Source organism: Amycolatopsis sp. cg13 (assembly GCF_041346965.1).
In the GTDB taxonomy this organism is placed as follows: domain Bacteria; phylum Actinomycetota; class Actinomycetes; order Mycobacteriales; family Pseudonocardiaceae; genus Amycolatopsis.
This window is the reverse complement of the sequence record NZ_CP166848.1, coordinates 967,336-988,582: the sequence shown is the minus strand read 5'-3', so window position 1 is coordinate 988,582 and position 21,247 is coordinate 967,336. Positions and strand designations below refer to the sequence as shown.

Below are 21,247 nucleotides of genomic sequence, written 5' to 3'. Positions count from 1 at the left end.
TTGCCTTCGGATCGTCAGAACATGACGTTGATGGATTTGGTTTCGGTGTAGCTGAGGAGTTCTTCGAGGCTTTCCTCACGGCCGACGCCGGATCCCTTCACGCCGCCGAAGGGCACGTTGGGGAAATGCCGGGACGAGCCGTTGATCCAGACGAACCCGGCCTCGAACGCGCGGGCGACGCGGTGCGCGCGGGTGACGTCCGCGGTCCAGACGCTCGCGGTGAGGCCGTAGTCGACGCTGTTGGCGATGCGGACCGCTTCCGTCTCGTCGGCGAACGGGATGACCGACAGCAGCGGCCCGAAGACCTCCTCGCGGGCGATCCGCATGTCCGGGCGCACGCCGGTGAAGACCGTCGGAGCCACGAACAGCCCTTCGTCCACGCCCGCCGGACGGCCGCCGCCGGTGGCGACCCGTGCTCCTTCCGAGACCGCGATGTCGATGTAGGACAACGACTTCTCGTACTGCGCCCGGTTGATCATCGTGCCCTGTTCGGTGCGCTCGTCGAACGGATCGCCGATGCGGCGCGCCTCGATCAGCTCGACCACGCGGGCGACGAGCGCGTCGTGGACGTCCTGGTGCACGAGCAGCCGCGAGTTCGACCCGCAGGACTGGCCGGACCAGGTGAAGTTCATGCCGAACACCGCGCCGGCGGCCGCGGCTTCGAGGTCCGCGTCGGGGAACACCACCATCGCGTTCTTGCCGCCGAGTTCGAGGCTGACGTCCTTGACGCCGCTCTCGGCCGCCGCGCGCTGGATGGCGCGCCCGGTCGGTTCGGAGCCGATGAACCCGATCCGCCGCACGTGGCGGTGCCGTACCAGCGCGTCCGGCACCGCGGGGCCGTCGCCGACGACCACCGAGAGCACGCCGGGCGGGAAGATGTCCTTCGCCAACTGGGCGAGCCGCAGTGCGGACAACGGCGCGGCCTCCGGCGGCTTGAGGATCGTCGGATTGCCCGCGACCAGCGGGGCGGCGATCTTGCCCGCGAACATCAGCGGATGGTTGTAGGGCACGATCCTCGCGACCACGCCGACCGGCTCGCGGGTGGTCACGTGCAGTGCGTTGCTGGCGGGGATTGTCGTGCCTTTGAGTTCGAGCGCCTGCCCGGCGAACATGCGCAGCTGCGCCACCGTCACCCCGACGTCGACGCGCGAGTTCGAGATCGGCGAACCGGCGTCCACGGTGTCAAGCAGAGCCAGTTCTTCGCCGTGGCGTTCGATCGCATCGGCGAGTTCCGCGACCAGCTTCGCCCGCTCGACGGGCAGGGTGTCCCGCCAGACCTGTCGGGCGTCGGCTGCCGCGCGTACTGCCTCGTCGACGTCGTCGGGTCCCGCGTCGGGAACCTCGGCGATCACCGTGCCGGTGTAGGGGGACACCCGGGAGAAGGTGGCGCCGGACCGCGCCGGGACGAGTTTGCCGTCGATGAGCAGGCGCCACTCGCGGTCGAGAAGTTCGGCGACCCGGGTCGGGATTTCCGGGCCGGAATGGGCTTCGAGCATCGTCGCTCCTGCGCTTCCTGAGTCCCGCGGGGACCTGGAGCCCCGCGTGCCGTCGGCTCATGCTAACCCCGCGACCCGCCGCAAAGTCTAGTCTGCGGACTTCAATTCTGTTCTCAAGAAACTTTGCCAACTCTTAGTCTTGAGAGCCCCCGCAAATGCCCTGGTCCAGATACCATGTCTGCTATGCAGACATCCGCTGCCGAGGCCGGTCCCGCGCGGCCCGCTCCCCAGTACCCGATCGAATCCGTGGACCGCGCGCTGCGGCTGCTCCGGATGTTCAGCGCCACCAGGGAACTCCGGCTCTCCGACGCCCGAGACGCGCTGGGCGTGGGGCAGTCGACCGCGCACCGGCTGATGGCGATGCTGGTCCACCACGGGTTCGTCGACCAGGATCCGGCCAGCCGCGTCTACCGCGCCGGGCCCGCGCTGGTCGAGATCGGGCTGTCGGTGGTGAACCAGATGGACCTGCGCGCGGTCGCGCGGCCGGTGCTGCAGTGGCTGTCGGAGACGACCGGGGAGACCGTGCATCTCGGTTCCCTGGAAGGGAATCAGGTCCGCTTCCTCGACGTGATCGAGAGCGACCGGGCGCTGCGGGTGTCCGGTCGCGTCGGCCGCACCCTGCCCGCGCACGCGACGAGCCTGGGCAAGGCGATGCTGGCGCACCTGCCCGACGACCAGATCGCGCAGCGCTATCCGGACGACGTGCTCGGCCAGGTCACCACGAAAACCATGACGAGCCGCAGCGCGCTGCTGGCCGAGATCGAACGGATTCGGCGGCGTGGTTACGCACTCAACGCGGGCGAAAGCGAGGACGGCGTCAGCTCGATCGGCTGCGCGGTCGCCCGCCCCGACGGCCCGCTGCTGGGCGGGCTGAGCGTCGCGGCGCCGACCGCGCGGATGACGAAAGCCCAGCGGGACGAGCACGCAGTCGCGCTGGTGGAGGGTTGTCGACGGCTGGCGGAGAAGCTGGTCTGAATAAAAGAACCGGTGGTGAACGGGTCCGTTCACCACCGGTTTTGGGTTATCGAGTGGCAGTCAGATCGTCCGCTGCGGACAGCGGCACCGGCTCGAACATCGCCGGTTCGTCCTCCGGGAACAACGCGGTCGGGCCGTACAGCCAGTCGGTGAACGCGTAGTCGTCCGTCGCGCGGGCACGAAGCAGAGCGTTGCGTTGCTCGCGTTCGACACCGTCCAGATGCCACAGGTTTCCCCAGGCCCGGGCGGTCAGCACGACGCGGCGGCAATGCTCTGTCCGGACTGCCTGGTACGCGGCCAGCGCACCGTCCCAATCCCCAGTGCCCAGGCGCTTCACGTGTTCGGCCAGGACCCAGCCGTCTTCGATGGCCATGATCGCGCCTTGGGCGAGGTACTGCAGGGGCGGGTGCGCGGCGTCGCCGAGCAGCGCCAGCCGGCCGTCGACCCAGCTGGAGATCGGGTTGCGGTCGAACATGCGCCACCACTTGTCCCGCCACATCCGCGGGATTCCGGCCTGCACCTCGTCGCAGGTGGCGGCGAAGGCGGTGTCCAGCTCGTCCGGCGTGCCCCAGTCCTCCAGCCCGGCCACGGCCTTCGGCGATTCGAAAACGGCTACCTGGTTGAGCAAATCGCCGCCGCGGAGTCCATAGTGGACGAAGTGGCAGCGCGGGCCGACGTACACGACGACCTCGGACAGATCGACCGGGCGGCCTACCTCGGCGATCGGCACGGTGCCGCGGTAGGCGACGTAGGCCGACGAAACCGGCTGGTCGTCCGCGAAGTGCTTACGGGCTACGGAGTGCAGGCCGTCGGCCGCAAGCACGACCGGTGCGGTGTGGACGGTGCCGTTGTCGGTCACGGCGGTCGCGGGGTCGTGGGTGTAGGACACGATCCGTTGCTCGGTAAGGAGTTCGACGCCCGCGACGCGGCAGGCGTCGAGGAACAGCCGGTGCAGGTCGCTGCGGTGGATGACCAGATACGGGAAGCCGTAGCGCCGTTCGAGGTCGCGCAGGTCGAGCGCGGTCAGGTCGCGGCCGTCGACGGCGTCGCGCATGACCATCCGGTCCGGGACGACGCCGCGCGCCTTCGCGGTGTCCAGCAGGCCGTAGGCGTCGAGGATCCGCGTGCAGTTGGGGGCGAGCTGGATGCCCGCGCCGACCTCGCCGAATTCCTTCGCCTGCTCCAGCACCCGGACCCGCAGGCCGAGCCGGGACAGCGCGAAAGCGGTGCTCAGCCCGCCGATCCCGCCGCCGACGACGAGCACGTCAGGGGTGTCCATGGGCTCTCCTCACAACCAGGGGCCGAGGTCGGGGACCCCGGCGAGCGAATGCGGCCGTCCGGCGAGATACGCCGCGACGTCGGGCAGCGGCCCGTCCGGCACCGTGTCGAGGCCGCGTTTGGCCTGGATCTCGGCGACGAGCGCGGACAGGAACGCCTCCGGCAGGTCGGCGAAGGTCAATCCGGTGCCGAGGTCGACCGCGTGCACGCACACCTCGCGGGCCCGCAGCCAACGGATCTCGGTGGCGGGAACCGTCCGGCCCTGTGCGGTGACCACCTCGGCTTGCCACTGCTGTGCCGTCAACGCAGCCATCGCAGACTCCAGGGAGCGCGCTGAATCCTGCAGCCACGACGTGAGCTGGGCTTCGGACCGCTGCGAACCGGCCTCGATGTCGGCGTTGCGCTGCTCCGGCGAGGTGTACATCGGGGTGCGTTCGCCGGTCCGGGCCCAGTGCACGAGGTTGCCGAGGGCGTCCGCGTTGGCCGCGACGTGCGCGGCGAGGTGCTTGCGGGTCCAGCCGGGCAGCGCGCTCGGCTCGGACAGCTCTTTCGCGTGGGTCAGGAAGAGTTCGGTCCCGAACGCCACCCACTTCCGAGCGTCTTCGTGGGCCATCAGGATTCCTTCACGATCTGGTTCACGCACGCGCCGATCCCGGCGACCTCGGTGACGACGGTTTCGCCGCCGGTCAGGTAGACCTTCGGGTCGCGCGCGTGGCCGACCCCGGCGGGGGTGCCGGTCGCGATCAGGTCGCCCGGGTTGAGCTGGACGATCGTGGAGATGTAATGCACCAGGAACACCGGGTCGAACAGGAGAGTGCCGGTGTCGTCCTGCTGCATGACGCGACCGTCCACAGTGGTCTTCACCTCGAGCGCGGGACGGACGCCGCCGACCACGTCCGGCGTGACGACGTACGGGCCGACCGGCGTCGAGGACTGCCAGATCTTGCCCTGCGTCCACTCGATGGTGCGGAACTGCCAGTCGCGGACCGAGACGTCGTTCATGACGGTGAACCCGGCGATCGCCGCCGCGGCCTCGTCCTCGCCGGCCCGCCGGACGGTCTTGCCGACCACCACGACGAGTTCGACCTCCCAGTCGAGCGCGTCGGTCTCGGGCGGTTTGACGATCGGGTCCGCCGGGCCGGTCAGGGTGTCGGCGAACTTCGGGAACAGCGTCGGGTACGCGGGCAGTTCGCGGCCCATTTCCTTGATGTGATTGGTGTAGTTGTGCCCGACACAGACCACTTTGGACGGATTCGGCACGACCGGGGCGAGGTCGGCGCCCTCAGCGGGCCAAGTCTCGCCGGTCGCCTGGGCGGCGTGGGCTTCCCAGCCGTCTTGGGCGAACAGCGCGCCGAGGTCGGGGAAGCCGAGGTCGACGAGCAGGCCGCCGTCGAGACGGACGGCACGCGTGCCGCCGTTGACGCGGAGGGTGGCGAGCTTCATCGGAGAGTCTCCTGACGGTCGAGGTGGAGCGCCTCGAAGACGGGCGCGTCCGAGAAGCGGAACAGGTCGAGGGCACCGGAGTCGGAGTCCGTGGCACCGGCCTCCGACTTCACCGAGAGCGGCTGCCATGACGGGACGACGAACAGATCCCCGCGCGAAACCGTCCATGAGGTGTCGCCGACGGTGACCGTGCCGGAGCCGTCGAAGACCTGGCAGACCGACGAACCGGTCTCGCGCACCGGCGCGGTCTCGGCGCCCCGGGCCACGCGGTGGAACTCGGCGCGGATGGTCGGCAGGACGTCAGAACCGTTGTGGGGATTGGAGAACCGGACAGCCGCATGGCCTGGTTCGACCGTTCCGCCGTAGCCCTCTTTCTCCAGCTGCAGCTGGTCTCGCAAGGCAGCGTCGGTGTGCTCCCACTTGTACGCCAGCAACGGCGAACCCGGTGCGACAGTGCCGACCGACAGCGGCCGCAGACCCGGATGCGCCCACAGCCGTTCGGAACGGGACCGCTCGGGCGTCGTCCGCTCCGCTGAGCTGATCGCTTCGCGGCCGAACTCGAAGAACTGGGCGTCGATGCCGTACTGGAACGGGATGTCGAGACCGTCGATCCAGGCCATCGGCTCGCGGGTGGCGTTGTGGTGCGCGTGCCAGTTCCAGCCCGCCTGCGGCAGGAAGTCGCCGCGGCGCATCGGGACCGCGTCGCCGCCGACGACCGTCCACACGCCCGAACCTTCGACGACGAACCGGAACGCGTTCTGCGTGTGCCGGTGCTCGGGCGCGTCCTCGCCGGGCATCAGGTACTGGATCGCGGCCCACAGCGTCGGGGTCGCGAACGGGCGGCCGCCGAGCCCCGGGTTGGCGAGCGCGATCGCCCGTCGTTCCCCGCCGCGGCCGACCGGCACGATCTCGCCGGCCTGCTCGGCGAGCCGGAGCAGGTTCTCCCACTGCCATCGGTGCGGCACCGCCCGCGAGCGCGGGTGTACGGGCATCAGGTCGCCGATCTCCGTCCACAACGGAACGAGCAGCTCCTGTTCGAAGCCGCGGTAGAGGTCGCGCAGGGCGGGCGTGACCGCGGGCTGGTCCGGTGCGTCGACCGCGGCGAGCTGAACGGGAGTTCGCGCTGGAGTGCTGGTCATGGGGTTATGGTGGGCGCGTCCCGGTCTGCGGAAAACGGGATTCTGGTGTGCGGAAAGGCGGCCCGGATGGACAAACGGTTCAAGGCCCCGCCGCCGTACGCGGTGGCGAGCGTCGACAACGCCCTGCGGATCGCGGCGATGCTGCAGCTCGAAGGCCCGTTGACGGTGTCGGAGGTGGCCGAGCGGATCGGGGTCGCGCCCTCGACCGCGCACCGGCTGCTCGCGATGCTCGTGTACCGCGATTTCGCCGTCCAGGACGCCAACCGCGCCTACCGCGTGGGCCCGGTGCTGGAGCTGGCCGCGCACTCGCAGTCGGCCGCGTCGAAACTGCGCGCGGCGGCGCTTCCGCATCTGCGGCGGCTGGTGGACCTGCTGGACGAGTCGGTGAATCTGACCGTCCGGACGGGGGACACGGCCCGGTTCATCGCGAGCGTGGAGTGCTCGCAGGCATTGCGCGTCGGGTCACGCGAAGGGATGGTTTTCCCGGTCCATCAGACGACGGCCGGTCTGCTGCTGCTCGCCGAACTGCCGCCGGACCAGGTCGAGGAGCTCTACGCGGTCGACAAGCCCGGCGAACGACCGGACCCGGCGGAGCTCCGGGCGGACCTGGCGCGCGTGCGGCGCAGCGGGTTCGCGCTCAACCAGGGGCGTTCGGAACGCGGTGTGGCGGCGGTCGGCGTCCCGGTGCACGGCGCGGACGGGACCGTCGTCGCCGGGTTGTCGGTGTCGATGCCGAGCGTGCGGTACCAGAAGGATCGGCTGCCGACGCTGGTGGCGGCACTGCGCGCGACGGCGGCCGCGCTGGAAGCGGATCTGCGCGGGTAAACCCTATTCGAGCGCCGCCGCGAAAGCCGCGTGCACGTTGAGGAATTGCTGCACCGGCAGCTCGGCCGGGGTCCCGGGGCGCTGCGGGGCCAGCCTCTTGGCCGCCCAAGCACTCCAGCGCACGTGCGCCTCGGCGACGCTCAGGTGGGCCGCTTCGGCGGCATGGCGTGCGTTTACGCCGTCCAGAATCGCTTGGTGCATCAGCGCGGGTGTCGAACGTTGCTCCCACGCGCGCAAGGACGCCATCGAAGAAAGCCGGTGCAGCGTCGAGGACACTGTCGGCGGTGCCGAGCGGGGCAGTGGAAAGCCACGTTCGAGCGGTCCTCTGGGCGGTGTCGCGCCATCGGCGTTGTCAGTGATCAAGCTCGTCATCAGAGTCCCTCCGACGTGCGGTTACCCGCGTCTGCGCGGGCGAAACCTTGATCGTCCGGCGGTGCGGGCGTTGCCGGGCAGCAGCGGGTCGATCTCGACCGGGTCCAGGTGCGGATCGCGCAGCAGGGAACCGAACGCGGCTTTCGCGACGGCCAGGATCGGCACCGCGAGCAGCGCTCCGACGATCCCGGCGATTTCCAGGCCGAGCGCGATGCCCAGCACCACGGCCAGCGGGTGCAGCCGGACCGCGCGCCCGAGCAGCAACGGCTGCAGCACATGGCTTTCCAGCTGCATCACCGCGACGACGATGGCGAGCACGATGCCCGCCGCGACGAATCCGTTGGCGACCAAGGCGATCAGCACGGCGACCGCGCCGGTCACCACCGCGCCGAGGATCGGCACGAACGCGCCGATGAAGATCAGCGCCGCCAGCGGCACCGCGAGCGGAACCCCGACCACCCAGATGCCGACGCCGATGCAGACCGCGTCCACACAGGCGACGGCCACGGTCGCGCGCACGTAGCTGACCAGCGAGGCGAACCCGCGGCGACCGGCGACGTCGATCTCGTCCCGAGTGGAGGCGGGCACGATCCGCAAGAGGAAGCGCCAGATCTGATTGCCGCTGTAGAGAAAGAAAATGAGCACGAACAGCGTCAGCAGCATCTCGGTCAGCACGCCGCCGACGGTCGCGGCGGTGGAGAGCACGCGCGAGGAAATTTCGGCGGTGTTGCCCTGGATCGCGTTGACCGCTTTGTCGAGCAACTGCTGCAGCTGAGGCAGATGCAGCGGCCCGTGCTGCAGCCAGTTGTTGATCCGCGCGAGACTGGCCCCGATCTGGCTGCTCAGCTGCGGCAGGCTCGCGGTGACCGTGGTGATCACCAGCGTGAGAACCCCGCCGAGGACGGCGAGCCCGACGACGATCGCGACAAGCGTCGCCAGCGCGCGGGGCACGTGCCAGCGCACCAGCCGCTCCACCAGCGGCGCGAACAACGCCGACAGGAGCAGCGCGATCCCGATCGGCACGGTGACGCTCGCGAGGTAGCCGAGCGTCCACGCGACGACGCCGAGCATGGTCAGGACGAGCAGGAACCGCCAGCTGGCCGCAGCGGCGACCCGCAGTGACCACGGCACCGCGTCAGCGGCGTCGCGGCGTCGATGGCGGTTCGCACCCGCGATCCGGCGGGCCGGGACGCTCATCCCGCCGCCGCGTCTGCGTTGGCTACGTCGGTTCGCACCACGTCGATCACCTCGCGCCGCGAATTCCCGGCGGGGATCACTCGCAAACGGCGATAACCGTGGACGGCGCGCAGCGGCCACTCCGAGCACGAGGATCGCGACTGCTGCCAGCCGCTCAGCGAGCGCGCGGGCATCGGTTGCGAGAGCCCTGAAGCCTGTCCGGCATCGGGCGGGGTGTCGTCGGGCGGGTTTGCTGCGACGGGCGAGGAGAAACGCGCATCCGCACCGTCCATTGTGGATCTTCGAGCCGGTGCGGTTAACCCTCGGCGAGCACCCGTTCCGCGATCGCGACCATGGCCTCGGTCAGCAACGCCATCTGGTCCCGCATGGACCGCTCCGGTTCCGCCTGCCACGCGACGAACGCGCCGTCGAATCCGGCGATGCCGAAGTAGTCCAGCGCCTCGCCTACCTTCTCCGCCGTCTCCGGTCCGACGCTGGCCCACGACTGGGAGATCATCCGGCGCATGTGCCGCCGCCCGTCGGCGCGGACCCGTTCGATGATCTCCTTCACCTCGAGGTCCGCGACCGCCTCGGCGCTCATCAGCAGGATCAGGTGCAGCCGCAGGAAGTCGGGCTTCGCCGCGAAGACCTCGCCGGTGCGCTGCAGGAACCAGCCGAGCAGTTCGGCGGGAGGCAGGTTCTCGGGCGGATTCGCCTGCGACTCGCGCAGGTGCCGGAAGAACTCGTACGCCCCGCGTTCCATGACGGCCGACAGCAGCCCGCCCTTGGACTGGAAGTGGTGGTAGATCGCGCTCTTCGGAATGCCGGTCTCGGCGCTCAGCACCGACATCGTCGTCGCGGAGTAGCCGCGTTCGGCCATGATCCGCGACGCCGTGTCGAGGATTTCCTCCCGGGAACGCCGTCCCCGCCGGTTCCCGGCCCGCGCTGTGTCCACGCCGAGAGCATAGGGCCGCCGGTTTTCTGCAGACCGGAATCGTGCGCGACGCGCTTGACGAACCCCCAGCCGAGGTGTGACCGTAGCCACTAATGAACCGAACGACCGGTCCAAAACTGTGGAGCCTGGGACATGAGTGAGCACTACGACGCCGACGTCGCCGTCGTCGGATACGGCCCGACGGGCCTGGCCGGGGCGCTGACCCTGGCCGCGAAGGGCGCGCGGGTGGCCGCGTTCGAGCGGGACCAGGACGTCTACGCCCGGGCGAGGGCGGTCACGATCAACGACTGGACGATGCGGATCCTGCAGGACCTCGGCGTCGACGACCGGGTCGAGCGCGTCGTCGAACCGCAGCGGGCGCTGCGCTGGGTGACCTACGACGGCCGCGAGGTGATGCGCGTCGAGCATCCGCCGAGCACGCTCGGCACGCGCGGGAGCAAGCCGCGGTTCTACAACATCTACCAGCCCGCCCTCGAAGCTGAACTGCGTCGCTGCGGCGAGGAGCACTCCGGTCTGGACGTGCGGTACGGCGTCGAAGTGGTCGGTGTCGAGCAGGACGCCAGTGGCGTGACCGTCACCGCGCGCGACCGCGAAACGGAGGAGGAGACCACCACTCGCACCCGGTACGCGATCGCGGCCGACGGCGGCTCGTCCCCGGTGCGCAAGATGCTCGGCATCCCGATGCACGGCGACACCGGCGACACGCTGTGGATCGTCATCGACTGCCGGGTCAAGCGCTGGTGGCCGGACCGCGACTTCCTCACCTTCTGGACCGACCGCGAACGCCCGGTCGTCGACATCGCGCTCTCGGCGGGCAACCACCGCTGGGAGATCCCGCTCAAGACCACCGAGTCCGAAGCGGAGTTCCCGACCGACGTGCAGGTGTGGCCGCTGCTGCACGCGCTGGGCGTGACCGAGGCCGACGTCGAAATCCACCAGTACGCGTTCTACCGCCACCACGTCCGGATGGCCGAAACCTACCGTCAGGGAAGGATTTTCCTCGCCGGCGACGCCGCGCACCTCATGCCGCCGTGGGCGGGCGCGGGCATGCAGACCGGCATGCGCGACGCGTACGACCTGGGCTGGAAGATGGCCGGGATCGTACGCGGCGAACTGGGCGAGGACTGGCTCGACACCTACGAACCCGAGCGCCGTCCGTCGGCCGAGTTCTACACCGGGATGGCGATCGCGCTGGGCCGCGTGATCAAGCAGGAGGCGAGCCCGGCGGAGGTCGAGGCGATGAACACCGTCCCGCCTAACCTGGTCACGCCCTGGGAACCGCCGCTCAACGCGCCGCCGACGCTGGCCGGCGGCTGGCTGCGCGGCGAGACCGGGGACGCGTCCGTCGTCGGCCGGTACCTCCCGCAGCCGCTCGCGTGCGACGCCATCGGCCGGATCGACCGGCTGGACGCCTTGCTGCGCAAGGGTTTCGTCCTGCTCGGCAACGACCTCGACCCGGCGACCCTGCTCACGCCCGAGGAGCAGTCGGACTGGGACGCCCTCGGCGCGTCCTATGTCGCCGTCCGTCCGCGCACCGGATATACCCGGGCCGCTCATGACCTCGTGGACCTCGAGGACGCGTTGCTGCCCTGGTTCGACCGATACGGCGTCCAAGCGATCGCCGTGCGTCCCGACAAGTTCGTCGCGGCGGCCGACAAAACCGGCCTCGCCGTCCCCGTTTCGCAGCGTTGAAAGGAATCTCCATGCCCGTGAAAGACCTTGCCTACGTCGTCTACGAGGTCAGCGACCTCGCCGAATGGGAGCGCTTCGCGGTGTCCCTGCTCGGCATGCAGCTGGGGGAGAAGTCCGCGGACGGCTTCACCCTGCGCACCGACGAGAAGGCGCACCGCTGGATCCTCACCGAAGGCCCCGCCGACGACCTCGTCCGCAGCGGCTACGAGGTCTCGTCGACGGCTGAGCTGGATTCCCTCGTCGCCCAGCTGCGGAAAGCAGGCGTCGAAACCGTCGAAGGCGACCCGGAGCTGGCCGCCGCGCGGAAGGTCGAGCGGATCGTGCTCGTCACGGATCCGCTGGGCAACGTGCTCGAACTCGTCACCGGCCTGGCCGACGCCGAAACCCCGTTCCACAGCGACCTGCTCCTCGGCGGTTTCGTCACCGGCACCGGGGGTGCGGGCCATCAGGTGCTGCTGTCCAAAGGCATCCCGCGCGAAACATATCTCGCCTTCTACCAGGACCTGCTCGGCTTCAAACTCAGCGACATCATCGTCGAGGAGGTCGCTCCCGGGGTCGTCGCGGATCTAGCGTTCCTGCACTGCAACCCGCGGCACCACTCCGTCGCGTTCGGGGACATGCCGCACCCGAAGCGGACGCATCACTTCATGATCGAGGTCGCCGATATCCGCGACGTCGGCCTCGCTTACGACCGGTGCCTGGACGCGAAGCAGCCGTTCGAGATGACGCTCGGCATGCACCCGAACGACCACATGTTCAGCTTCTACGTCCGGACGCCGTCGGGCTTCTCCGTCGAGTACGGCTGGGGCGGCTTGCTGATCGACGACGAGACCTGGGAAGTGCGGACACTCGACCACCTGCACTGGTGGGGCCATCGCGCGCCGGAAGCCGTCGCGGAACAGCTCGCCGGAGGTGCGCTCTGATGACTTCGCGTTACGTGCAAACCCGCGACTGGAAAATCCACTACCACGAAACCGGCGAAGGCCACCCGCTTGTTCTGTTGCACGGCGGCGGCCCCGGCGCGACCGGCTGGAGCAACTACTCGCCGAATATCGAGGCGCTGTCCCGCAATTTCCGCGTGATCGCCCCCGACATGCCAGGCTGGGGCGACTCCGACGGCGCGGACTTCGCCACTCTCGACCACGTCGAAGCCGCGACCCAGCTCCTGGACGTACTGGGCATCGAAAAAGCCGCCTTCGTCGGAAACTCGATGGGCGGCCACACGTCGCTCCGGCTCGCGGTCGAGCGCCCCGAACGCGTGTCGCACCTGATCACGATGGGCCCGCCGATCCAGATGAAGCCGTTCTTGTTCGGCGCGGGCGGCGGTCCGACCGAGGGCCTGAAGATCATGTTCGAGACCTACTCCGACGCGACGCCCGAAGGCATGCGCCGCCTGGTGGAAATCATGGTCTACGACAAGGCCCGGTTCGCGACGCCAGAACTGTGCCAGGAACGCTCCGACGCGGCCCTCGCCCGCCCCGAACACCTGCGCACCATCGCCGCGGCGGCCCCGAAAGCCCCGATCCCGATCTGGCTGGACCTCGTGGCGGTCTCCGGGATCACCGCACCGTCGCTGCTGATCCACGGCCGGGACGACCGCGTGGTGTCGTTCGAATCGACGCTGTTCTTGGCCGCGAATATTCCGGATTCCCGGGCGGTTCTGCTGAACCGGTGCGGGCATTGGGCGCAACTGGAACATGCGGACGAATTCAACCGGTTGGTGACGGATTTCGTACTGCACCATTGAGTGTTTGTCGCGGGGCCGTCTCGGCGAACGAGACGGCCCCTATCCCGTTTGCCAGTGCAGGCCCCATTCTCGGCACTTCGGGTCATCCCTTAGCCTTTCCGGAGGCTAGTGTCAAGGCTTTGCACCGAGAATTAAAATGGTGTACTTCCCGCTCTCGGCGCGCGAATACTCGATGGTCAGACCGTTCTCATCGCGGATTACCGATCGAAACCGAGGGGCGAGGTTTTCAGATGGCAACTTCGAGAAGTGCGCGCTCGACAATCCGGCGGATCGCGGCCGTGTGCGGCGCCGTCGCCCTGACGGCGGTCGGCGGAGCGACGACAGCCGGTGCGAGCACGCCGGAACTCGCGGCGAGTTGCTCGCTTCCTGGGCCGCCGGGCGGGGCGAGGCCGTGCGACCAGCATTATGCTGACATCAGGTGGCAGTGCTATCCGGAGCAGAGCGAACTGTGCTACCGGACCATCTATGCCGTCGGCACCGACTACCGGATCTACTACGCCGAGTCCGGCATCGACGGCTGGGGCGGATGGCACGAGGAAGGCCGTGGCGGACGCGCCAGCCGGGCTGGCGGCGGAATCTTCTTCTACGCGGAGGGCGGCAATTCACACGGCCCGACGCACGGACATTTGCGCGTCTACGGCACTACGGGAAAGTACTACTGCGAGGATATCCGAAAGAACTCGTGGGGCAGCGAGGTCACCCGGCCGTGGTATCTCTGCCCACAGCAGTGAGCAAGCCGGTGTTGGCCACGCGCGGCAGGGCGCGTGGCCAACACCGTCAGCCCCGCCTGACCGGACTGCTCAACTCGCGCAGCGACAACAGATATCGGCTCTCCGGCGACGTCACGGGGGGCTGATTTCCGGTGTCGCGCCCAGCACATCGTCGTTATGCTCCCCAACCTCCGGAGCAACCCGGGGATCGAGCCGAGCCCCGTCCACCTGGATCGGTGACTTCGGCGCCCAATGCGTCCCCGCACCAGGCTGCTCGACCTCCCCGAACAACGCCAGTCCGCGGAACGCGGCACCGCCGTCCCGGCCGAGTTCGGCGAAGCTTCGGTAGCGCTCCCACAAAATGCGGTGCCGCGTAAGCACTTCCGCCGCCTCCGTGTACGGCGTCTGCCCGAACCATCGCGCCAGCAGCGGGGAGATCACGTCGCGGTGCCGGTACCGGTCGGATTCGGTGGCGAACGAGATCCCGAGCGCTTCGCTCAACCCGGCGAAGGCCCCCGCGAGCCCGGTCGCGGCGAGCATTTTGTGCCAGTGCCGTTCGGTGAGCAGCACGATCATCACCCGGACGCCGTCGGCGGTCTCGAAATCGTCGCCATAAGTACCGTAGATCTCGTTGCCGGATTTCGTCCGAGTATGGTCGGTGAGCTGTGCTTCGGCGAGATAGCCGAGGTTTCCGGCGGTGGCGAGCGCGACGTCTTCCAGTGCGACCCGAATAGACCGGCCCTCTCCGGTGATCAGCCGGTGCCGTTCGGCGGCCAGCAGGCCCACCGCGAGGTACAGCCCGGCGCAGACGTCCCACGCGGGCACCACATGGTTGACCGGCGCGGAACCCGTCCCGGTGAGCAGCGGGAAGCCGGTCGCGGCCTGGACGGTGTAGTCGACTGCCGCGCCGCCGTCGGCTCGGCCGGTCAGCAGGACGTGGATGAGGTCGGGCCGCCGCTCGCTCAGTGCCTCGTAGCCGAGGTCGGCGTGTCGTTCGGTGTTGGTGACGACCACGCACGGGCCGCCGTCGACGATCAGGTCGGCTACCCTGCGACGGTCCACTTCGGACTCCAGGTCGACGGCGACTGCGCGCTTTCCTTTGTTCAGTCCGGACCAGTAGAGGCTGGTCCCGGAGTCCGACAAGGGCCAGCGGGTGCGGTCGGCGGCTCCGCCGAGGGGTTCGACCCGGACGACGTCCGCGCCGAGCTGGGCGAGGGTGAGCCCGCACAACGGCGTCGCGACGTACGCGGACAGCTCGACCACCCGCAGTCCGGCCAGCAGCGCGGGGTTCATGGTGTCACTCCGACACCCGCTCGAACACCGCGGCGAGGCCCTGTCCGCCGCCGATGCACATGGTTTCGAGTCCGTAGCGGGCTTCGCGGCGCTGCATTTCCCGCGCCATGGTCGTGAGGATCCGGGTGCCGGTGGCTCCGACGGGGTGGCCGAGGGAGATGCCGGAGCCGTGGACGTTGAGCCGGTCGAAGTCGGACTCGCCGAAGTTCCATTCGCGGGTGCACGCCAGCGACTGCGCGGCGAACGCTTCGTTGAGTTCGATCAGGTCGATGTCGGAGATCTTCAGCCCGGCGCGTTCGAGAGCCAACGCGGAGGCGGGCACGGGCCCGATGCCCATCACCTTCGGTTCGACTCCTGCGACGCCATGGGAGACGAGTCGTACCAACGGGCGCAGGCCCAGTTGGTCGGCGCGTTCGCGGGTGGTGACGATGCAGACGGCGGCGGCGTCGTTCTGGCCGCTCGCGTTGCCTGCGGTGACCGTCGCTTCCGGGTCTTGTTTGCCCAGTACCGGTCGCAGCTTGGCGAGCGTTTCGACGGTGGTGTCGGGCCGGGGGTGTTCGTCGGTGTCCACGACGACGGTGCCCTTCCGCGTCTCGACCGGCACCGGGATGATCTCCTCGGCGAAGACCCCGGATTGCTGGGCGGCGACGGCCCGTCGGTGCGATTCGGCGGCGAGCCGGTCTTGTTCTTCGCGGCTGATGTTGTATTGGCGGCGGAGGTTTTCGGCGGTTTCGAGCATGCCGCCGGGTACCGGGTAGTGCTTGCCGCCGGGGGTTTGGCGGCCGCGGGTGAGCGAGTCGTGCAGGTGGACGCCCGCGCCGCCGGCACCCCAGCGGAGGTCGTTGGCGTAGAAGACGGTGTTGGACATGCTTTCCGCGCCGCCCGCGACGATGAGGTCGCTCGCGCCCGCCTGTACCTGCAGTGCGGCCAGGAGCACCGACTGCAGCCCGGAACCGCAGCGGCGGTCGACCTGCATTCCGGGCACGGTGACCGGCAGCCCGGCGTCGAGGGCGACGACCCGGCCGATCGCCGGGGCTTCGGCGCTGGGGTAGCAGTGGCCGAGGATGACGTCGTCGATCGCGTCGGCGGGCAGTCCGGTGCGTTCCAGCAAGCCGTTGAGCGCAATGGTGCCGAGGTCGGCGGCGGGCACGGTCTTGAGCGCACCGCCGAAGCGGCCGATCGGGGTTCGGACGGGTTCGCAGATGACGGCGTCACGCATGGGGAGTGCCTTCCTCGTGATAGTCGGCTTCGAGGCTGGTGCGCGGTCCGGCGTCCCCGGTGAGGGTCAGGGTCGCGCCGCCGGGGCGGGGTTCGGTTCGCAGCTGTGCGGGCTGGCCGCAGAACAGCGGGGCCAGGTTGCGGTGCGCCAGCCGGGTGACTCGCGCGGCGGGGGAGTCCAGGCGCAGCACTTCGGCCAGCGCGAGCGACATCAACGGCCCGTGCACGACCAAGCCCGGGTAGCCCTCGACCCGGGTGGCGTAGGGCCAGTCGTAGTGGATGCGGTGCGGGTTCGCGGTGGCTGCGGAGAAGCGCATCAGCAGGGTGGGGTCGGTGGCGAAATCCCAGCCGTCCCCGCTGCGGCGGAACGGAGCACCCGCGAGGTCAGCGGGTTCCACCGGTGCTTCGGAGGCGGTCGCGTCCGCTTCGCGGTAGATGATGTCCTGCCGTTCCTCGACGAGCGGTGCACCGTCCACACCGGACAGAACGGTCCGCACCACGACGATCGCCAGCTGTCCGGAGCGGCCGGACTTCTCGGTCACGGAGTCCGCAATGGACCTACGGGTCACGGTCTCGCCGATTTTCGGCGACCGGTGCAGCACGACCTCGCCCCCGGCGAACATCCGCCGGGGCAGGTCGGTCGGCGGAAGGAAGGTGCCGCGCGCCGGGTGTCCGTCGGGGCCGAGTTCCGAGGAGACCGGCCAGCGGGGGAGTGCGACCCAGTGCCACAGCGGCGGCAGGTCCTCGCCCGGCCGGGGTGCGGGAAGTCCGTTGTCGAAGAGCGCGGCCAGTGCCGCGACCGGGGCCGGGTCCACCAGTTCCGCGGTCGTGACGGCATGGGGTTGCCAGCCGGTCACATGAATCGCCCGCCGGTCACTTCGAGGACGGTGCCGGTCATGTAGGAGGACAGGTCGGAGGCGAGGAACAGCGCCACCGAAGCGATTTCGCTGACTTCGCCCGCGCGGTGCATCGGGATCTCGGCCATCTTCTGGTCCCAGGCTTTCTGCGGCATGGCTTCGGTCATGGCGGTGCGGATCAGGCCCGGCTGAATCGCGTTCACGCGGACGCCGTGGTGCGCCATTTCTTTGGCCGCGGCCTTGGTCAGCCCGACGATTCCGGCTTTGGCGGCGGAGTAGTTGGTCTGCCCGACCATGCCGACTTTGCCCGACAGCGAGGAGAGGTTGACGATCGCGCCGCGCTTGCGTTCGCGCATGATGGCGGCGGCTTTGCGGGTGCCGTTCCAGGTGCCTTTGAGGTGCACGGAGATGACCTGGTCGAAGTCGTCCTCGGTCATCGTCCGCATGGTCGCGTCGCGGGTGATGCCCGCGTTGTTGACGAACACGTCCACCGGAGACGGGGCCGCGGCGAGCAGAGCGTCCACATCGGACGCTTTGGTGACGTCGCAGGCGACCCCGACGCCGTCCAAGCTCCCGGCGGCTTTCGCGGCCGCATCGCCGTCGATGTCGCCGAGCACCACGCGGGCGCCCTGGGCGACGAACAGTTCGGCGATGGCGAGCCCGATGCCTTGCGCGCCGCCGGTGATCACAGCGGTCCGGCCGTTGAGGAGAGTCATGGCGTCCTTCAGATCTTGTTGCGGGCGACGAGTTGCGCGGCGATGACGTTGCGCTGGATTTCGTTGGTTCCCTCGCCGACGATCATCAAAGGGGCGTCGCGGAAGTAGCGTTCGACGTCGTACTCCTTGGAGTAGCCGTAGCCGCCGTGGACGCGGATGGCGTCGAGCGCGACCTGCATCGCGGTCTCGGACGCGAACAGTTTCGCCATCCCGGCCTCCATGTCCGCTCGTTCGCCCGCGTCGAGCTTCTCCGCGGCGTCCAACGTGAGCAGCCGGGCCGCGCGCATCTTCGTGGCCATGTCGGCGAGCAGGTTGCCGACGGATTGGTGTTTCCAGATGGGTTTGCCGAAGGATTCGCGTTCCTGGGCGTAGCGGACGGCGTCGTTGAGCGCGGCCTGTCCGACGCCGAGCGCGCGGGAGGCGACCTGGATCCGGCCGACTTCCAGGCCGCGCATCATGTGCGACCAGCCCTGGTTCGGTTCGCCGCCGAGAACAGCGTCCGCGGGCACTTTCTGGCCGTCGAAGACGAGTTCGCAGGCTTCGACCCCGCGGTAGCCGAGTTTGGGGAGTTTCTTGGAGACGATGAGGCCGTCGCCGGGTTCGACCAGGAGCACGCTCATGCCGCGGTGCGCGGGTTTCGCGTCGCGGTCGGTGATGCACAACAGCCCGATCAGGCCCGAGTGCGCGGCGTTGGAGATCCACGTTTTCGAGCCGGTGATCGTGTAGCCCTCGTCGCCGGGAACGGCGTGGGTGCGCATGGCTTGCAGGTCGCTGCCGCCGCCGGGCTCGGTCAACGCCATCGTCGCCCGGATCCGCCCCTCGGCCATCGCGGGCAAGTACTTCTCACGCTGCTCCGGCGTACCGAAGGTCTTGATCAGGTACGTGATGACGGAGTGTCCGCCGATCGCGCCTGCCAGGCTCATCCAGCCGCGTGCGAGTTCTTCGGTGACGCGGGCGAAACAGGCGGTGCTGACGTCGACGCCGCCGTATTCGGCCGGGACGAGCAGTCCGAAGAAGCCGAGGTTTTCATCTCGTCGATGAACTCGGCGGGGTAGATGTCGTCGGCCTCGAATTCGCGGACGCGGGGGCGGACGCGTTCGTCCACGAATTCCGCGACCAGGGCGATCATCTGCTGTTCGTCGTCGGTGAGCGTCATCGCCCGTTCCCTTCTCGTGCCTGCCGGAGGACGCGCTGAGCACGTTCCAGCACTGGCTTGTCGATCATCTGCCCGTTCACCGCGGCCGCGCCGCCCGCACCGGCGTCGAGGATCGACTGTGCCCAGCGGATTTCCTCGCGGGTCGGGCGCAGTGCAGCGGCGGCGACGGGCACCTGTTTCGGGTGCACGCACAGCTTTCCGGTGAACCCGAGCCGCCGCGCGTAGTGGACTTCGTCGGTGAGGTGCAGTTCGTTGTTCAGATCCGCGGTGACGCCGTCGATCGGCCCGGGCAGCCCGGCCGACGCCGAAGCGAGCACGAGTGCGCCCCGTGCCGCGACGAACGCGTCCCGGTCGGCCGGATCGGCACCCAGCTCTGCCGCCAGATCGAAGCTGCCGAACGCGAGGCGCTGGACGTTCGGCACGGTCGCGGTCTCCCGCGCGTCCAGGATGCCCCGTGCGGTTTCGACCAGCGCGATCACGGCTGGCAGCACGCCGAGTTGTTCGGCCGCCGCACGCGTCGTCGCCGGTTCGGCCATCGGCAGCATCACCGTGCACCGGCGTCGCCTGAGCACGGCGAGGTCTTCGTCGTGCCAGGCGGTGCCGGCCGCGTTCACGCGCACCGCGCACTCGGGGTTCTCCTCGAGCCACGCGACGACTTGTTCCCGCGCGTACTCCTTGCGGTCCGGCGCGACGGCGTCCTCCAGGTCGAGCACGGCCAAGCTCGCCCCCGAGGCGACGGCCTTGCCGAAGCGCTCCGGCCGGTCACCGGGAACGAACAGCAGGGTGGCCGCTTCCCGCGCCCGCGTAGCGGCGCGGCTGGTCATTTCTGTGCTTTCTTGGCTTGGCGGACGAGGCCGCCGCCGATGATGAGGCGTTGGATTTCGCTGGTGCCTTCGTAGAGCCGCAGGAGCCGGATGTCGCGGTAGATGCGTTCGACGGGGACGTCGCGCATGTATCCGGTGCCGCCGTGGATCTGGACCGCGAGGTCGGCGACCTTGCCCGCCATCTCCGTGCAGTACAGCTTCGCGGCCGATGGCCCGATCCGCCGGTCTTCACCGGACACGTAGCGCGCCGCGGTCTCGCGCACCAGCGCGCGCCCGGCCATCACCCCGGTCTGCTGATTAGCCAGCATTGCTTGCACCAGCTGGAAATCGCCGATCGCCTGACCGCCCTGGGTCGCCGAAGCGGCGTACGTGACGGATTCGTCCAGCGCCCGCTGCGCCGAACCCACAGCCAGCGCGGCGATATGCACGCGACCCCGCGCGAGGGAGGTCATCGCGGCGCGATACCCGTCGTCCTCGTTGCCGCCGACAAGAGCGGACGCAGGCACCCGGACGTTGCTGAAGGTGACGTCCGCGGTCCAGGCACCTTCCTGGCCCATCTTCTTGTCCTTCGGCCCCACCTCGAGCCCCGGAGTGTCCGCGGGCACGAGAAACACCGCGATGCCCGGCCCGGACTCGTCAGCGGGACGGGTACGGGCGAACACGACGAACAGATCCGCGATCGGCGCGTTGGTGATGAACCGCTTCTGCCCGTCGATCACCCAGTCGTCCCCGTCGCGCACCGCCTTGGTCCGCAGTCCCGCGGGATTGGACCCGGCACCGGGCTCGGTCAGCGCGAACGACGCGACGACCTCGCCCGAGGCGATGCGCTCCAGCCACTGCGTTTTCTGCTCGTCGGTGCCGAAGCCGACCAGCACCTGCCCGGCGATGCCGTTGTTGGTCCCGAACATCGACCGCAGCGCCAGCGACGTGTAGCCGAACTCCATCGCCAGTTCGACGTCCTGGGTCAGGTCGAGCCCGAGCCCGCCCCATTCCTGGGGGATCGCGTAGCCGAACAGGCCCATCTCGGCGGCCTGCCTGCGCAGGTCGTCGGGGATGGCGTTGCCGTCCATGATCTCCTGCTCGCGCGGAACGACCTTCGCCCGGACGAAGTCGCGCACCAGCTCCAGGATCGGCCGGAAGTCCTCGGGAGTCACCGCTGCTGCCATGCCCCCACTATGACTCAGCTGCCGCGCCCGGAAAATACTTTATCAGAAATCAGCGAATGGCTCACACTGTCGGATGACCGGCTGGCGGCAGTAAACATGCAGGTGCAGCCAGATTTCTGGCGGTGGCGGGCACGGCCGGTGGGGGTGGAAGAGGCCGTCTGAACCGGCCACGTTCGTGTAATACTTCATCCGAAGCAGCCGTCGTCGCA

General features: G+C 69.2%; 21 protein-coding genes and 1 pseudogene. 6 read left to right on the top strand and 16 right to left on the bottom strand.

Translation table 11 applies throughout. From position 1 onward, the window contains the following. Positions 1-14: 14 nt before the first annotated feature. Positions 15-1,496 (bottom strand): aldehyde dehydrogenase family protein, encoded by a 1,482-nt coding sequence (locus AB5I40_RS04325; RefSeq protein WP_370937111.1) that lies wholly within the window; start codon positions 1,494-1,496, stop codon positions 15-17. 183 nt (positions 1,497-1,679) lie between these two features. Between AB5I40_RS04325 and AB5I40_RS04320 the strand changes: the two genes are divergently transcribed. Beyond that, on the top strand, positions 1,680-2,471 hold the full coding sequence (locus tag AB5I40_RS04320) for an IclR family transcriptional regulator (RefSeq protein WP_370937110.1): 792 nt from the start codon (positions 1,680-1,682) through the stop codon (positions 2,469-2,471). Between the two features lie 46 nt (positions 2,472-2,517). On the opposite strand, the gene AB5I40_RS04315 is transcribed toward AB5I40_RS04320, so the two are convergent. The 4 genes from AB5I40_RS04315 to AB5I40_RS04300 are packed head-to-tail and all read right to left on the bottom strand — an operon-like array spanning position 2,518 to position 6,331. Beyond that, the gene (locus AB5I40_RS04315; protein WP_370937109.1) at positions 2,518-3,750 is read right to left on the bottom strand and encodes an FAD-dependent oxidoreductase; all 1,233 of its coding nucleotides are present in this window, start codon (positions 3,748-3,750) and stop codon (positions 2,518-2,520) included. Between the two features lie 9 nt (positions 3,751-3,759). After that, complete coding sequence (locus tag AB5I40_RS04310) at positions 3,760-4,362, bottom strand: maleylpyruvate isomerase family mycothiol-dependent enzyme (RefSeq protein WP_370937108.1); 603 nt, start codon at positions 4,360-4,362, stop codon at positions 3,760-3,762. Further along, positions 4,362-5,192, bottom strand: a complete 831-nt coding sequence (locus tag AB5I40_RS04305; RefSeq protein ID WP_370937107.1) for a fumarylacetoacetate hydrolase family protein — start codon at positions 5,190-5,192, stop codon at positions 4,362-4,364. The genes AB5I40_RS04310 and AB5I40_RS04305 overlap by 1 nt, the downstream gene beginning before the upstream one ends. Then, on the bottom strand, positions 5,189-6,331 hold the full coding sequence (locus AB5I40_RS04300) for a cupin domain-containing protein (RefSeq protein ID WP_370937106.1): 1,143 nt from the start codon (positions 6,329-6,331) through the stop codon (positions 5,189-5,191). Before AB5I40_RS04300 ends, AB5I40_RS04305 begins: the two co-directional genes overlap by 4 nt. Positions 6,332-6,397: 66 nt before the next feature. Here AB5I40_RS04300 and AB5I40_RS04295 point away from each other — a divergent pair, with 66 nt between their 5' ends. Beyond that, a complete protein-coding gene (locus AB5I40_RS04295) occupies positions 6,398-7,156 on the top strand; it encodes an IclR family transcriptional regulator (RefSeq protein ID WP_370937105.1) in 759 nt (252 codons plus the stop codon). Positions 7,157-7,159: 3 nt separating this feature from the next. Here the strand turns inward: AB5I40_RS04295 and AB5I40_RS04290 are convergent, their stop codons facing one another. The 4 genes from AB5I40_RS04290 to AB5I40_RS04275 all read right to left on the bottom strand — a co-directional run bounded on the left by AB5I40_RS04290 (position 7,160) and on the right by AB5I40_RS04275 (position 9,659). Beyond that, entirely contained in the window at positions 7,160-7,402 is a 243-nt protein-coding gene (locus AB5I40_RS04290; protein WP_370937104.1) for a hypothetical protein, read from the bottom strand. Between the two features lie 147 nt (positions 7,403-7,549). Continuing rightward, on the bottom strand, positions 7,550-8,725 hold the full coding sequence (locus tag AB5I40_RS04285) for an AI-2E family transporter (protein ID WP_370937103.1): 1,176 nt from the start codon (positions 8,723-8,725) through the stop codon (positions 7,550-7,552). Then, positions 8,722-8,997 carry a hypothetical protein gene (locus AB5I40_RS04280; RefSeq protein WP_370937102.1) on the bottom strand — a complete coding sequence of 92 codons (276 nt, stop codon included), beginning with the start codon at positions 8,995-8,997 and terminating at the stop codon, positions 8,722-8,724. The genes AB5I40_RS04285 and AB5I40_RS04280 overlap by 4 nt, the downstream gene beginning before the upstream one ends. A gap of 23 nt (positions 8,998-9,020) precedes the next feature. Continuing rightward, the gene (locus tag AB5I40_RS04275) at positions 9,021-9,659 is read right to left on the bottom strand and encodes a TetR/AcrR family transcriptional regulator (RefSeq protein ID WP_370937101.1); all 639 of its coding nucleotides are present in this window, start codon (positions 9,657-9,659) and stop codon (positions 9,021-9,023) included. A gap of 132 nt (positions 9,660-9,791) precedes the next feature. Between AB5I40_RS04275 and AB5I40_RS04270 the strand changes: the two genes are divergently transcribed. The 4 genes from AB5I40_RS04270 to AB5I40_RS04255 all read left to right on the top strand — a co-directional run bounded on the left by AB5I40_RS04270 (position 9,792) and on the right by AB5I40_RS04255 (position 13,829). After that, a complete protein-coding gene (locus AB5I40_RS04270) occupies positions 9,792-11,351 on the top strand; it encodes an FAD-dependent monooxygenase (RefSeq protein ID WP_370937100.1) in 1,560 nt (519 codons plus the stop codon). An 11-nt stretch (positions 11,352-11,362) separates the two neighbouring features. Beyond that, entirely contained in the window at positions 11,363-12,274 is a 912-nt protein-coding gene (locus AB5I40_RS04265; RefSeq protein ID WP_370937099.1) for a VOC family protein, read from the top strand. Further along, the gene (locus AB5I40_RS04260; RefSeq protein WP_370937098.1) at positions 12,274-13,098 is read left to right on the top strand and encodes an alpha/beta fold hydrolase; all 825 of its coding nucleotides are present in this window, start codon (positions 12,274-12,276) and stop codon (positions 13,096-13,098) included. Before AB5I40_RS04265 ends, AB5I40_RS04260 begins: the two co-directional genes overlap by 1 nt. A 230-nt stretch (positions 13,099-13,328) precedes the next feature. Further along, positions 13,329-13,829: a hypothetical protein gene (locus tag AB5I40_RS04255; protein WP_370937097.1), complete on the top strand. Its 501-nt coding sequence runs from the start codon at positions 13,329-13,331 to the stop codon at positions 13,827-13,829. Between the two features lie 111 nt (positions 13,830-13,940). On the opposite strand, the gene AB5I40_RS04250 is transcribed toward AB5I40_RS04255, so the two are convergent. The 7 genes and pseudogenes from AB5I40_RS04250 to AB5I40_RS04220 all read right to left on the bottom strand — a co-directional run bounded on the left by AB5I40_RS04250 (position 13,941) and on the right by AB5I40_RS04220 (position 21,038). Continuing rightward, entirely contained in the window at positions 13,941-15,101 is a 1,161-nt protein-coding gene (locus tag AB5I40_RS04250) for a CoA transferase (RefSeq protein WP_370937096.1), read from the bottom strand. A gap of 4 nt (positions 15,102-15,105) precedes the next feature. After that, positions 15,106-16,320, bottom strand: coding sequence for an acetyl-CoA C-acetyltransferase (locus tag AB5I40_RS04245; RefSeq protein WP_370937095.1), 1,215 nt, complete (start codon positions 16,318-16,320; stop codon positions 15,106-15,108). Further along, positions 16,313-17,176 carry a MaoC family dehydratase N-terminal domain-containing protein gene (locus AB5I40_RS04240; RefSeq protein ID WP_370937094.1) on the bottom strand — a complete coding sequence of 288 codons (864 nt, stop codon included), beginning with the start codon at positions 17,174-17,176 and terminating at the stop codon, positions 16,313-16,315. The genes AB5I40_RS04245 and AB5I40_RS04240 overlap by 8 nt, the downstream gene beginning before the upstream one ends. Then, positions 17,173-17,892 (bottom strand): 3-oxoacyl-ACP reductase FabG, encoded by a 720-nt coding sequence (gene fabG / locus AB5I40_RS04235; protein ID WP_370937093.1) that lies wholly within the window; start codon positions 17,890-17,892, stop codon positions 17,173-17,175. Before fabG ends, AB5I40_RS04240 begins: the two co-directional genes overlap by 4 nt. A gap of 8 nt (positions 17,893-17,900) precedes the next feature. Continuing rightward, positions 17,901-19,048, bottom strand: a pseudogene (locus AB5I40_RS04230) (acyl-CoA dehydrogenase family protein). Beyond that, entirely contained in the window at positions 19,045-19,872 is an 828-nt protein-coding gene (locus AB5I40_RS04225; protein ID WP_370937092.1) for a CoA ester lyase, read from the bottom strand. The pseudogene AB5I40_RS04230 and the gene AB5I40_RS04225 overlap by 4 nt, the downstream one beginning before the upstream one ends. After that, the gene (locus AB5I40_RS04220; RefSeq protein ID WP_370937091.1) at positions 19,869-21,038 is read right to left on the bottom strand and encodes an acyl-CoA dehydrogenase family protein; all 1,170 of its coding nucleotides are present in this window, start codon (positions 21,036-21,038) and stop codon (positions 19,869-19,871) included. The genes AB5I40_RS04225 and AB5I40_RS04220 overlap by 4 nt, the downstream gene beginning before the upstream one ends. Positions 21,039-21,247: the final 209 nt, after the last annotated feature.